At 60.7% G+C, this 12,998-nt stretch carries 13 protein-coding genes and 2 pseudogenes; 4 read left to right on the forward strand and 11 right to left on the reverse strand.

Translation table 11 applies throughout. From position 1 onward, the window contains the following. Positions 1-41: 41 nt before the first annotated feature. The 3 genes from ACVIGA_RS30035 to ACVIGA_RS30045 all read right to left on the reverse strand — a co-directional run bounded on the left by ACVIGA_RS30035 (position 42) and on the right by ACVIGA_RS30045 (position 2,501). Positions 42-524, reverse strand: coding sequence for a TspO/MBR family protein (locus ACVIGA_RS30035; RefSeq protein WP_456668844.1), 483 nt, complete (start codon positions 522-524; stop codon positions 42-44). 773 nt (positions 525-1,297) lie between these two features. Then, positions 1,298-2,086 (reverse strand): caspase family protein, encoded by a 789-nt coding sequence (locus ACVIGA_RS30040; protein WP_456670916.1) that lies wholly within the window; start codon positions 2,084-2,086, stop codon positions 1,298-1,300. Then, complete coding sequence (locus ACVIGA_RS30045; protein WP_456668845.1) at positions 2,034-2,501, reverse strand: hypothetical protein; 468 nt, start codon at positions 2,499-2,501, stop codon at positions 2,034-2,036. Before ACVIGA_RS30045 ends, ACVIGA_RS30040 begins: the two co-directional genes overlap by 53 nt. Positions 2,502-3,176: 675 nt before the next feature. On the opposite strand from ACVIGA_RS30045, the gene ACVIGA_RS30050 reads away from it, so the two are divergent. From ACVIGA_RS30050 to istB, 4 genes are all read left to right on the forward strand, one after another. After that, on the forward strand, positions 3,177-3,380 hold the full coding sequence (locus tag ACVIGA_RS30050) for a cold-shock protein (RefSeq protein ID WP_076865209.1): 204 nt from the start codon (positions 3,177-3,179) through the stop codon (positions 3,378-3,380). A 350-nt stretch (positions 3,381-3,730) separates the two neighbouring features. Further along, entirely contained in the window at positions 3,731-4,603 is an 873-nt protein-coding gene (locus ACVIGA_RS30055) for an MBL fold metallo-hydrolase (protein WP_456670917.1), read from the forward strand. Positions 4,604-4,675: 72 nt separating this feature from the next. Then, positions 4,676-6,175, forward strand: coding sequence for an IS21 family transposase (gene istA, locus ACVIGA_RS30060; protein WP_166309211.1), 1,500 nt, complete (start codon positions 4,676-4,678; stop codon positions 6,173-6,175). Next, entirely contained in the window at positions 6,175-7,038 is an 864-nt protein-coding gene (gene istB / locus ACVIGA_RS30065) for an IS21-like element helper ATPase IstB (protein WP_166107168.1), read from the forward strand. Before istA ends, istB begins: the two co-directional genes overlap by 1 nt. 2 nt (positions 7,039-7,040) lie before the next feature. On the opposite strand, the pseudogene ACVIGA_RS30070 reads toward istB, so the two are convergent. The 8 genes and pseudogenes from ACVIGA_RS30070 to ACVIGA_RS30105 form a co-directional block, all read right to left on the reverse strand. Beyond that, a pseudogene (locus ACVIGA_RS30070) lies at positions 7,041-7,340 on the reverse strand (response regulator); the annotation flags it as partial. Next, complete coding sequence (locus ACVIGA_RS30075) at positions 7,337-7,603, reverse strand: chemotaxis protein CheW (protein ID WP_456668846.1); 267 nt, start codon at positions 7,601-7,603, stop codon at positions 7,337-7,339. The gene ACVIGA_RS30075 and the pseudogene ACVIGA_RS30070, both read right to left, overlap by 4 nt. Continuing rightward, a complete protein-coding gene (locus tag ACVIGA_RS30080; protein ID WP_456668847.1) occupies positions 7,570-8,865 on the reverse strand; it encodes a chemotaxis protein CheW in 1,296 nt (431 codons plus the stop codon). Before ACVIGA_RS30080 ends, ACVIGA_RS30075 begins: the two co-directional genes overlap by 34 nt. Beyond that, positions 8,858-9,997 carry a methyl-accepting chemotaxis protein gene (locus ACVIGA_RS30085; protein ID WP_456670918.1) on the reverse strand — a complete coding sequence of 380 codons (1,140 nt, stop codon included), beginning with the start codon at positions 9,995-9,997 and terminating at the stop codon, positions 8,858-8,860. Before ACVIGA_RS30085 ends, ACVIGA_RS30080 begins: the two co-directional genes overlap by 8 nt. Next, positions 9,983-10,837, reverse strand: a pseudogene (locus ACVIGA_RS30090) (methyl-accepting chemotaxis protein); the annotation flags it as partial. The pseudogene ACVIGA_RS30090 and the gene ACVIGA_RS30085, both read right to left, overlap by 15 nt. 309 nt (positions 10,838-11,146) lie before the next feature. Continuing rightward, positions 11,147-11,656 (reverse strand): YciE/YciF ferroxidase family protein, encoded by a 510-nt coding sequence (locus ACVIGA_RS30095; RefSeq protein WP_456668848.1) that lies wholly within the window; start codon positions 11,654-11,656, stop codon positions 11,147-11,149. A gap of 124 nt (positions 11,657-11,780) precedes the next feature. After that, positions 11,781-12,638, reverse strand: a complete 858-nt coding sequence (locus tag ACVIGA_RS30100; RefSeq protein WP_223970017.1) for a hypothetical protein — start codon at positions 12,636-12,638, stop codon at positions 11,781-11,783. 204 nt (positions 12,639-12,842) lie between these two features. After that, entirely contained in the window at positions 12,843-12,998 is a 156-nt protein-coding gene (locus ACVIGA_RS30105; protein ID WP_223970016.1) for a DUF2934 domain-containing protein, read from the reverse strand.

Below are 12,998 nucleotides of genomic sequence, written 5' to 3' on the forward strand. Positions count from 1 at the left end.
GCTGGGCATTCGGTTCGGCGAGAGCATGCGTCTATCCCACCTCAGGCACGTTCGCCGAATGGCCGGTTCAGCCGGACAATTTTGAAGTTGAGAAACGCCGCGTAGGTCACCCATAGCAGGTAGGGCAACAGGAGCCAGACGGCCAATGACGAATACTGTCCAACCGCGAGCATAAGCGCCGCGATCGAGAGCCAAAGAAACGGGACCTCGGCCAAAGCCCAATCCGGTCTCTTCAAGGCGAAGAAAAGCGGGCTCCACAGCATATGCAGGACGATGTTCGAGGCGAATAGCGACAGAATGAGGATTCGACCCGGCTTATCGCCGATGGCATTCGTCCAGGCCGAGACGCCCGACCAGCCGGCGAGAGCCAGTATAGCCGTCCACGCCGGTCCGAAGACCCAATCCGGCGGATTCCAAGATGGCTTGCGTAAGTCCCGGTACCAGGTGCCCACCGTCGTAGTCCAGCCGCCCACGGCAAGGACGAGGATAACGAGGGTGCTCGCTACAACGATGGGAACGGCCACTTGGTTTTTCTCTATCTATAAGATTTTCAGACCGAGCTAATGTAGTCAGCGCGGAGATTCAGTGCGCAACGCCGCCCGCTTAAAATACACACGGGCAGCGTTGGCTCTGGCCCCAGGATGTAAAGTGCAAAATCCTGACGGATAGAATACTCCGCAGGGGCGCAATCGTTTCTTACCTCTGAGGAGGTAGTTCGCTGATCGTTGTTTCTAGGAACGAATGGATACGGAAAGAGTCGGCTTTCAAGCTCCCGGTCTGCTCCTCAGCCGCTGGGAGTAGCGATCCCTGGCGCTGTGACTAAAGTCCGGCGCTGGGGGCGCTGGTTTTAAGCTATCGTTACGTGCGCGGGGCTGCGGCAGCGACTTCCATCATGATCTCCAGTTTTCTGAAAATGGCACGCGGCACCCCATGTCATGCCAGTTGGGTGTAACGTGCACTGCGCCGGCCACACCGCAGACCTTGCGGACCAAACGCCAGCCGACGCGCGACCGGGGCTGATCCTGGGGCAGGGCATCCAGGCGTACATCCACCATCCGATCGCAGCTACCATGGCGCTGGATGTTGCAGGTGACATGGCCGCCAGCGAGCCATTCCGCGGGACTGACAGACGGGAATGAGCGGCCGGACCATTTCGTCTATCGACGCTGGCGCACCAGTGATGATCGCGCCGATCGCGAGCGAGGGAAAGCCACTAGAAATTACGGCAACAATGGCGCAACAGACAAGACGTTGGTCAACAAGCCAGTCGGACTGCGCGCAGCCCAGCCAATTTGGATTACCGTTTTGGAAGCGCCTCGCCTGTAGCGCTTGTTGGCTTCAGAAACACTTCAGTTCGCGATAATGAGCCATATACGTAAGGCTGTTGAGCGCCTCTAGTAGCGAACATGACGTCATCGCGAACTCGCCGGAAAAGGAAATTCACCTCCAATCCTGGCGTCTCGATGTGCTTTAACAACGCCGTAGTAAATGGGCTGTTTCTACCATCACCGTCGTTCGCCGTGGTGCCGTCTTTGGCCGCGAACGCAATTAGAACATTGCCTGATGGCTCGGTAAGCGCAAGACCTCGCTTTACTGATCGAGAGGGTTGGCTAGCGTCACTTCCGGAGTCAGATGAATTGATCGCGGCGCTCTGGGTTTTGCCAGGCATGAGGGGATTGTCCCGGCAAGCATCCAAAATAATCAACCCAAGCAATTTTGATTTTGCAACATCCGTGCTGAGAGTCTTTAAGTTGATCGCCTCGTCACTCAAATCTCCATCACGAAGAGCTTGAGCGTCGATGGGAATCATCCAATTCTCACCGTAAGCTTCAACGCCGTGACCGGCGTAATAGATTACGGAAATGTCGGAATCCAACGCGTCTCTTTCAAACTGAGCGACTAAGTCTTTCGTGCGCTGGAATGTGAGATTGTTGGCCAACGCGACAGAAAAACCAAGTCGGGTCAGTGACGCATCGATAGCGGCTGCATCGTTTGGCGGATTTGAAAGTGTAGGAACGTGCTCATAGGCGCCGCTACCGATGACCAGCGCAACTCGCTTTCCAAGGTTCGCAGGAGAGTTCGATATTTTGGAAGACTCGAGCGTAGCGGTAGTCGCGGGGCTTCGACTTCATCGCGTCGTTAATCTGGCCGCGATCTGCGACTTTCGCCTGAGATTCGGCGGCGCGCTCAGCGGTGTTTTTCCTGGACTGAGCTTGAACTGGTTGCTGTACACCGCGCTCCGCGACGACCTGAGGACGGCTGCTGCCCCCACCATGTGCGACCACGCATTTTCGAACGCGCGGACCGAATTCCGGAAATTGATATCCCGCTTGACGAGGAATCCCCATTTCCGCTCGGACGATGGCACTACATCCGTAAGGATCATCTCGCTTCGCCTCAGGCCTGTTCCAGCCGGCCGCCTCAGACCTGTTCATGATGATCGCTTGGCCGATGCTTGATAGCAATACGGCGGCCAGCAAGCGCGAAAATACCTTGACCATCGGCGTCCCCCTTTAGCGTCATTCTAATTGGGGTAGGTTGACCGGCAAGTGACCAAGATCACATAGCGCCCTTGTCTGGTCGAAGATTCTATCGCGAGTTAAGTCGTACCGGAGGGCGGCCATGCCAGATTTCAGGATAGTCGAGGGCAGTGGGCCCAACAAAGAAGAGCGCGATATGCAACAGCGGGAGCTCCAGGAGCAGCGTGCGCTGGGACCTTTTGGCTATCTGCGGTGGAATACTCGCGAGTGGCGCGATCGCTTGGAGCTTGTGGGGAAATCCGACGAATGTGCCGCACATGCACGGGCTCCAAACCATGGCGGCGGATCAAGATTTGAGACTCGTTTCCCGGCGGAGTCCATATATGCGGGATGAGCGTTAGAGCCGATCATCGCTCTCACGGCCACCAAGTTGAAGGCGGATTCATTGTGGAGATTTTGGTCGTCCGCAGCGCTACAAGGTGGCTGCGCTTGAAAGGGTGGCCGTGCCGGCGCGATCACTGCTTGCACCGCATGTAGCGTTCGAGCTCGTGGATCGGCGTCCACTTCGGCCGCCTGACGATGTCCAGCGCCGCTTCTGTTGCGTCTCGCAGCGGGCATTCATGCTCCGCCGGTTTTCCTTGCAGCCGCCGGCGCTCCCGACTTAGGCTGCCGCGTTATCTCAAGAGGAGAGGCGACGTGGCTACAGGTACTGTTAAGTGGTTTAATCCAACCAAAGGATACGGATTCATTCAGCCCGACAACGGCGGCAAAGACGTATTCGTGCACATTTCGGCGGTCGAAAAGGCCGGTCTGAGCAGTCTCAACGAGGGTGCAAAGGTAAGCTATGAAGAGAGGGAAAATCGGGGCAAGACGTCTGCCGAGAATCTGAGAGTCGGCTAACGAGGTTCGGAGCCGATCCCCGCCGGTTCACGCCCGGCGGGCCTTCGTTTTAAAGCTAGCGCACGCGCGCCGGTTAGTGGCGATGGTGCCCCCAACCATAATGGTGGCCGCGGCCCCAGCCGTAGTGATGCCCGCGCCCGCCGTGATGGCCCCATCCATGGCCGTGGCCATGACCGCCCCTGACTCGGATGACGGTATCGGCGCTGCCGAGAGCACTCGGCGTTGCGGCGGGCAGCGCGGATGCACTTCCAGGCGATATAGTCTCTGACGCGCCGTGGAGGCTCAGATGTCCGGTTTTGGCCCCTTTTCGGACGTGCCGAAGGTTCAGCTTGGATCCGGAATTCGCCAAAATGTTCAATCTGACATTCCTTGGTACCTCGGCCAGCGTGCCGTCCGCCGATCGCAATCATCCGGGCCTTCTCATCGAGGCCGGAAGCCATCGGTTCCTGGTGGATTGTGGGGAGGGAACGCAGCGGCAGCTATTGCGCAGCGGCGCGGGCTTCCGGCGGCTCGATCGCCTCCTGCTTACTCACGCGCATTTTGACCACGTGCTTGGGATTCCAGGACTCTTTTCGACGCTCCGGCTGCGCCAGAGCGAGGATCTCGTGACCATCCACGGCAGTCCGGGCACGCTCGACGTCGTCGTCAGGATGTTGGCCGGGCTCTGGGGCGAAAACAGAGCGCCGATCCCCTTGCAACTCGTGCCGCTGCAGCCAGGCTTGGTCCTCGACGCCGACGAGTTCTCGGTCGGGTGCTTTCCGGTCCGCCATCGCGACACCGACAGCTATGCCTTCGTCTTCGAGAGCGCGGCGCGCCGCCATCTTCGCCCCGACCGCCTGGCGGCATTCGGGGTACCTGACGGGCCGATCCGGAAGGACTTGGTTGAGGGCCGCTCGATCACCCTGGCGGACGGCCGAACGATCGCTCCGGAGAGCGTTCTGGGGCCGCCCGAAGGAGCCCGGAAGCTTGTTATCGTCGGCGACGCCGAGACAACCGACGGCTTGGCGGGGTACGTGCAGGGTGCCGATATGTTGGTCATCGAAGCCACCTTCCTGGCGCGCGACGCTGGACTAGCGCGCGACTACGGACATCTCACCGCGGCGGAGGCAGCGTTACTGGCGGCGGAAAACGGCGTGAAGCAACTCGTCCTGACACACATCTCGGGACGCTATCCGGATGAAGAGTGTGTTTCGGCATGGAATAAGGACCCCGTTTCGGGGTGATCGGCATCCAATCGGGACCCCGGGATAAGGGTCCACAGTGGCTTCCATCGAGTCATGGAAGCCGAGGTTGGGATGCTGGTGGTGGAGACGATTGGTAAGATCCGTCGCGCCTACTTTGTTGATGGTCGTCCGATCAAGGCGATCTGCCGAGAACTTGGCGTATCGCGGAAGGTGGTTCGCAAGGTCATTCGTTCTCAAGCGACGGAGTTCCGGTACGAGCGCGAGACGCAGCCGCTCCCGAAGATGGGTGCCTGGAGTGCCGAGCTTGATCGGTTGCTGGCAGGGAATGAGAGCAAGGCGGCGCGGGAACGGCTGACGCTGATCCGGCTATTCGAGGAACTCCGCGGCCTGGGTTATGCCGGCGGCTATGATGCGGTTCGTCGATACGCCCGACGGTGGACCAAGGAACGCGGCACCTCGACAGCGTCGGCTTATGTGCCGCTGAGCTTTGCACCAGGCGAAGCCTACCAGTTCGACTGGAGCCACGAGGTGGTCCTGCTGAGCGGCACCACGGTGATGGTGAAGGCTGCTCATGTTCGGCTCTGTCACAGTCGCATGCTGTTCGTGCGGGCCTATCCGCGGGAGACGCAGGAGATGGTGTTCGACGCCCACGACCGGGCATTCGCCCTGTTCAAAGGCACCTGCACCCGCGGCATCTACGACAACATGAAGACCGCGGTGGAGACGATCTTTGTCGGTAAAGGCCGTCTCTACAATCGCCGCTTCCTGCAGATGTGCAGCCACTATCTGGTCGATCCGGTCGCCTGTACGCCAGCGTCGGGCTGGGAGAAGGGGCAGGTCGAGAACCAGGTCGGGCTGGTCCGGGAGCGCTTCTTCACGCCGCGGCTGCGGTTCAAAAACCTCGACGAGTTAAACGCCTGGCTGCTCGACAAGTGCATCGCCTACGCCAAGGCTCATCGCCATCCGGAGCTGGTCGATCAGACGATCTGGGACGTGTTCGAAGCCGAACGCCCCAAACTCGTTCCCTATGCCGGCCGCTTCGACGGCTTCCATGCGGTGACAGCATCGGTCTCGAAGACCTGCCTGGTGCGCTTCGACAACAACAAGTACTCGGTCGCAGCCAGTGCAGTCGGACGACCGGTCGAGGTTCAAGCCTATGCCGATCGCATCGTGATCCGTCAGGATGGACGTATCGTTGCCGAGCACCCGCGATCCTTTGGCCGCGGCGATACCGTCTACGACCCCTGGCATTATGTGCCGGTGCTCGCCCGCAAACCCGGCGCCTTGCGCAACGGTGCTCCCTTCAAAGACTGGGTGCTGCCGGCCGCGATCGAGCGGATCCGGCGCAAGCTGGCCAGCACCGACGATGGCAATCGGCAGATGGTCGACATCCTCACCGCGGTGCTGACTGACGGTCTGTCCGCGGTGGAAGCGGCTTGTGCCGAAGCGCTCAGTCACAGCGTCCATTCCGCCGATGTCGTTCTCAATATCCTGGCCCGTCAACGTGAACCCGCCCCACCGGCCAACATCATGACGCCGGCCGCACTGACGCTCCGTCATGCACCGATCGCCGATTGTGCCCGCTACGACAACCTCCGGAGGACCATCTGATGGAACGAACCCAAATCTTCGACCTCATGGGCGAACTTAAGCTCTACGGCATGAAGGCTGCCTTCGACGAGATCATGGCAACTGCCGTCAAGCGCCAGCACGAGCCTCAACGCATTGTCGGCGACCTGCTCAACGCCGAGATCAACGAGAAGCAAGCCAGGTCGATCAAATACCAGCTCACCATTGCAAAGCTGCCGCTCGCCAAGGACATCGCCGACTTCCAGTTCGACGGCACGCCGATCAATCAGACTCTCGTCAATGATCTCGCTGGCGGCGGCTTCATCGCCCAACAACGCAACGTCGTGCTGGTTGGCGGCACCGGTACAGGCAAAACCCACCTGGCGATTGCCATCGCCAGAAGTTGCATCCGCGATGGCGCCAGAGGACGCTTCTACAACGTCGTCGACCTCGTCAACCGGCTCGAGACCGAGACCCGCAACGGTCGGCAGGGACGGCTCGCCGAGCATCTGACCCGCATGGACTTCATCGTTCTCGACGAGCTGGGCTATCTGCCGTTCGCGCAATCCGGCGGTCAGCTCCTGTTCCATCTCATCAGCCGGCTCTACGAGCGCACCTCCATCATTGTCACCACCAATCTTGCGTTCGGCGAATGGCCCAGTGTGTTCGGTGATGCCAAAATGACCACCGCGCTACTCGACCGATTGACCCATCACTGCGACATCGTCGAGACCGGCAACGACAGCTGGCGATTCAAAAGCCGCGACGATGTTCAAACAACCCGCGCTCGCGCCGTCTCCGCAACCCCGACCAGCTCCGACGACCCGAGCGCTACCAGCAGAGCACGCCGATCAAAGGGGTCCCTTTTGGATGCCGATAGGGGGTCCCAGTCGAACGCCGATTGACAGTCGACCGCGCCGAGCCGCAACGCCTCGAGCGTGGCGTCGGCCCCTGCCGTCGTCATCGACGACACCATGACGACCGGGCAGGGCGTCTCGATCATGATCCTGTCGAGGCAGGAGAGGCCGTCCATTTCCGGCATGTGAACATCTAGCGTCACCACGTCGGGCCGAAAGCCCTTAATCGCGGCAAGCGCCTCACGCCCGTTTCGGGCGAAGCCGACCTCGAAATCGGCCTCTCTTGAAAACGCCTGGCCGATCAATTTCCGGACGAGCGCGGAATCGTCGACGACAAGGACTTTGATCACAGCTTCGTCTGCCGGCTCTCTTTGCTGAGGGCTTCCTTGTCAAAGGAATCCAGCAGGCCTCGTTCGGTCCGGGTCAATAACTCGGCAGGGTCGAGCAGCAGGACGATCCTGCCCGACGCCTCGAGATTGATGACCGAATGCACAACGCCGAGTGCATCCCCGGTTAGATCGGGGGATGGCTTGATCGATTCAGGCGCGCAACGCAGGACCTCCTGTACGCTGTCGACGATCAGGCCGGCACGATGCTGCTTGGTCCGAACCACGACCAGCCGGCGGTTCTCTCTCCCGCGATGGTTGCGGTCATGTCAAAGCGGCGTCTTTGATCGACAACCGGAAGGACTTCTCCCCGAAGATTGACCACGCCTTCAAGGAACTTCGGCGTCTTCGGAAGGCGGGTCATGCGATCCGGCACCCTTGCGACTTCCTCTACTGCCTCGATGGGTAGTGCGAACTCACCGCCGTCGAGCCGGAAGACCAGAAACTGCAGCTCCGCGGCCTTAGCCTCGCCGTGACTGTCCTCGACCTTCGCTTTCATGGTTGCATCGCCCTGCATGAGCTTTTGCATGATATCCTCGCGAAACAAGCGCTCCGGCGCCAGAATCGAAACGAGCCTGCCTTGCGCTGCACGATAGATTTCCTTGATTTGCGCTTCCCCACCGGCGCGGGCAGCGAGAACGGGGGGCGCCGGTTCGACCCGGCTGGGATCGACCGAAAGAACTGCGCGGCTGCGATCGGCGACAAATCCGACCACGACGTCGCCAATGGCGACGATCAGCACCTTCTCTCGCGAAAGGACGGCCGACGGCAGCCCTAGCAGCCGCCGCAACGATAGCAATGGCAACAGCCCGTCACGGTAGGGCATGACGCCACGTACCGCCTCATCGCTCCCGGGAACGAACGTCAAGCTCTCGGGCGCAGTGACGATCTCCCGAACCGCCTCGAGCGGAAGCGCATATTCCTGACCGGCGACCTCGAAGGTGACCAGACGCTGCCGGATGCCCTCGACCGCGGCATCGCGTATGGTTGCCGCTCCGATCGGCGCAGCCCGCATTTGCCGTTTTGTTGTGCTCTGCGCGAAGCCCCGGCGCAACAGTTCGGCAACGTCCAGAATCTTGGTGACGTGAGTGCCGCTGTCGAAAACCCCGGTCAGATGTTCGCCGGCTTCGGACGCCATCTCGGCCTCCGCCGTCTTGACCTGTCCAGGCACAACACGAACCAGGTTCGCGATCTCGTCCACCGCCAACGCGACGGGCGATGCGCCAGCAAGGACGATCAGACGGGTGGTCGGTGTCGAGGCGGCTTCCTCGCGTCCCAGAAGCCTCCGGACGCTCGCCACGGGGAGCACCGCGCCGCGATGGTTGGCGAGACCCAAAAGGCTCCCGGGGGCCTGCGGGATCCGCGCGACAGGCGGCATCCGGGCCACTTCCGACACCAGCGCGGCGGGCACGGCGTAAAACCGACCCTCGCTCTTGAACGTCAGAAAACGTTCGTCGGTCAACTCTCTGGCTTCGACGATATCAGCCATTCTGCTTCGTCAATGCCTCAGATAAGGATGCAATCTCTTCGATCGCGGCTGCAAGGTCGTCCGCACCCTGAGCTTGCTCGGCGGACGCCGTCGCGGCTTGCCGCGAGGCTGTGCTTGCTTCCTCCGCGGCGGATGCGATCTGTCGGGCTGCGGCCGCGGTCTCTCCCGCCGCGGTCAAAATTGCGCCGGCGCCTTGCTCGATGAGCTTGTTGGCATTTCCCAATGCTGCGAACTCGCCGGTGGCATCTTCGAGCGCCTTGATGACCGATCGATTGTCCTGAACTTCGACTTCTCCCGCGGTGATGATCTGTTCGAGATCGCGCCGAAGCAGCGCGATATGATCAAGAATGCCGCGTACTGTATCCTTGATGCGTTCGACGCTTTCCGACGCCTCGCGGGCGAGGGAGCGAATGTCATTTGACACAAGGGCAAAGCCCCGGCCGGCTTCGCCGGCGCGCGCTGCTTCCACGGATCCACTCACAGCAAGCATGTTGGTCTGAATATTGACCAGGGCGATCGCATCGACGATCTTCTCAATCTTGCGGCCGATCGCTTCGAGGGAGATGATTTTTTCGAGGCTCGCACGGGTCTTGTCGAGGGCCTTGGCTACACCTTCGATCAGGCTTTCAACAGCTTCGCGACCATCCGCGAGCGACTTGACCATGATCGTGATACGGTCGGTAGCCAGTCGCCCCTTTTCCTGCGCGATTCGCGCGCTCTTCTCGATTTGGGCCAGCGCGGCCGAAGTCTGCTGCGCGGCCGCAGCCTGCTGTTGCGACCCGCGATTTATTTGTTCGACCGCGGTCGAGATCTGACTGGCTGCGCTGGACAGCTCCTGAATGGTCGCCGAAAGCTGCTCCGCCATGCTGGCGATCTGCTCGGCCGCCGAAGCGCCGGCGCTGCCGGTGCGAAGACTTTCCGAGATAGACGCAAGGGACTGGGCGGCTGCCTGGCCTTGATCCAGCGATTGAGCCTGCTGACGGATCGCCGACTGGGCCTCGTTTGCAGCGGAGGCCTGTTCCTCGGCCGCTCCAGCAACGAGTTCGGCACCTTTTTGTGCCTCCTGGATGGCGTGCTCGGCTTCGATGGCCGCCGTGAGCGTCTCTTGGCTGCCGTCGGCGAGCTCAATCATGCCGGCCCGCAGCCTGCCCAGAATTTCGACGACAGACTGCCCCGTCTTGGCATGTTCGACGGCCATATCCGCCGCCGCTTTGACCGTTCCGGCGGTCTCACGAACGTTCGACTGGATGTCCTCCGCCAGTCCCTGCACTTCAATGGCGCTCTTGTCCGAAACCTCAGCGAGAGCTCTGACCTCTTCGGCGACGACGGCAAAACCGCGCCCGTGATCGCCGGCACGTGCGGCTTCGATGGCGGCGTTGAGAGCAAGCAGGTTCGTTTGATCTGAAATTCGGCTCACCGCGCCGGTGATTTCGCTCACATCCTTCGCCCGACGTTCAAGCTCGCGTATAATCGCGATCGAGGAGACCTGGCGTTCAGAATTTCGCTCGACGGATTGAATGGACGCGCCGATCTGGGCCGCGGTCTCGGCAAGCAGAACCTGGGCGGTTTCCGTCCTGCGCCGGGAATTGTCGGCTTCTCCGCGGGCCGTTGTCAGGTTGGCTGTAACCTGCCTGATTGCCGCCAACTGCTCTTGGGAAGCGCCCGCCGCCTCGTCGGCACCCGCCGCAATCTGCTCCATGGAGCGCCGAAGTTCTTCCGCGGCTGCCGAGGCTTCCGAGAGGCCGCTGGACAATTCTTCCGTGGCGGCGGCCACCCTCTCGGACACCTTGTCGTTGCCTAAAGCATTCCCGGCCCTCGACGTCCGCCGTGCCGGGGGCTGCACGCCCCCAGCTGCGCGCTGACCTTCGGCCGAGCGCCGGGCCTTTGCCGCCGAACCTACTATTTTGGACGTCTTTACAAGGGCCATATGGAATCTCGCTTGAACGGGCGCCGGGCTTACGAGCCGGACCATACGCCATATTTGCACAGATTGGGTATTGCCATTGATCCGACGCGCCGCTTGAACTGAAGGAGTGGCGAGTGAATGACCTACCGGCACTGGGATACATACGGGGTGGCTGAGTGCCCCGAACGGCAACGCCTTGGCTTGCAGGATACCGACGTAAGAAGAGCGGCGAGCGCACCGATCCACCACAGCAAGTTCGGCCTCGCAACGTGCCGGTTGGCCTGCCAGGCAGGAAAAGCCTCACTCAATGGGATCGCCGGGCTTCGATCAAAAGCCCGGCAACCGCAAGAACCCGTTTAGTGGACCCAGGCGTTGCTATGCCGCAAGGTCGTGTTCAGCTTCGACATTGACCAGGGTCTCGGCGAGTCTGGAGAGGGCCGAATCCGTGGCTCGCTCTTCGTCCAGCGTCGCCTGCAAAAGTTGGACGGCATCCGGCATTCCGAGCTCTTCGGCCCATGTCCGCAACGTACCGTAACGCGACATCTCGTAATGCTCGACGGCCTGGGCCGCCGCCAACAGACCGGCGTCAAGTGCGGGCATACCCTTGAAGGCCTTCATGATCTCCGCACCCTCTTCGGTAATGCCATTGATGGCAGCACAGGTCTTTCCGCGTGCCGGCTTGCCGATGATCTTGAAAACCCGATTGAGCCGCTTGATCTGGCCCTCGGTCTCCCGCAGATGCTTGGTAAAGGCCTTCTGCAAGTCTTTCGACTGTGCCGCCTTCGCCATCTTCGGGAGTGTCTTGACGATCTTGTTCTCGGCAAAATAGATGTCCTTGAGCGTTTCGTGGAAAAGGTCGCTCAGCAGCATTGGCTTTTTGGCCATGGGTTTTCCTTAGTTTGAGAACTGTCCGCGTCCGAATCCGGCTTAGCGCAAGAGCAGGATCAGGATGATGATCGGGATCGGTATTCCAACTAACCAGAGAAGAATCGGCATTATTTTGCTCCTGTCAGGTGCGCATTGCGGGTTTAAGCCGGGAGTGAGAGCCCCATGTTCCGTCCCGCAAGCCACCACCTTCGGTCGCGGCAAGACTGGCGCAGAAAGCTCCCAATAGCAGCGACGCGGTCAGCCAGAACGCAAGCTGGGCCGTAGCCTTTCGTGCCGCATCGGTATCGGCCTTGATCTGCATGACGACGTCGTTGACGCGTTTGTCGGCCGCGGACTGGTCGAGCCCGGTTCGCGCTGCCACGACTTTTGAGACGTACTCCCGATCAGTCGCCTTCATCTCGCCGCCCGCCTGGAAGCTCGACGTGAACAATCGGAGCATTTCGAGGCGAGAGTCGTTTGCTGTCGCTTGCGCCGATGGAGTATTCGGCCGTAGCAGGGTGTCGACGTAGCCGTCCATTGGGCCGGATCGGTTCGCAAACGAAGCCGCGCCTTGGCCGGCGGCGCCGAGTCCACCTCCGATCAAACTGGTTGCGGGAGTGGCTAAGAGAATTACGCCGACGACGGATGCAAGCGCCCAGGCGATAAAGCCGTGAGCCGTGTCCCTGAAATAAACCTCATCCGTGTGGATGCCGATCCAGCGGGATCGCAATCGGCCTGCAATGTAGCCACCGATCGACGACGTCAACATGGCGATGACGATCAGATAGAGGCCAGTCCCGATTTTGAAAGTGGTGGTGGAGACGCCGGCGCCGGTCCACGGAGAGACGACAGATAAGCCAAATCCGACGCCGAATGCCAACAACACCAAGGTCAATGCGCAAGAGACCACGGCCCCGGCCGTGACTGCACCCCACGACACGCCCGAGACGGAAGGTTCACCGGCATCGGATGCTGGTTGGACGACGACGGTATCGATCATGATGCTCATCCCAATTTGCGATGAGATCAGCTCATCGTGCCGCAACAATAGGCAGCCGTGGCAATGGTTCCTCGGTGAACACGTTATGATTTGGCATCCAAGCGTCACCGTTTACAGGTGACTAAAGTGAAGCCGGCGCGGATTGAGCCGGCTCAATCCGCGTGGAAGTGCTGAACGACACGCGGGTGCTGGCGATGCCGTTCGTTACTCTAATCTGTCTTGCGGCGGTTCAGGTGCGGCCTCCGTGCGGACTTCGCGCTCTGCTTGCAACCAGAAATCCATCTCCGACCCTTCGGTCTTGCCGCTTTGCTCCCAAAGCTCGTAGGCGCGTTGTCGAATCTTGTCTTCGAGGCTGGTCAT

The organism is Bradyrhizobium sp. USDA 3240 (assembly GCF_054063295.1).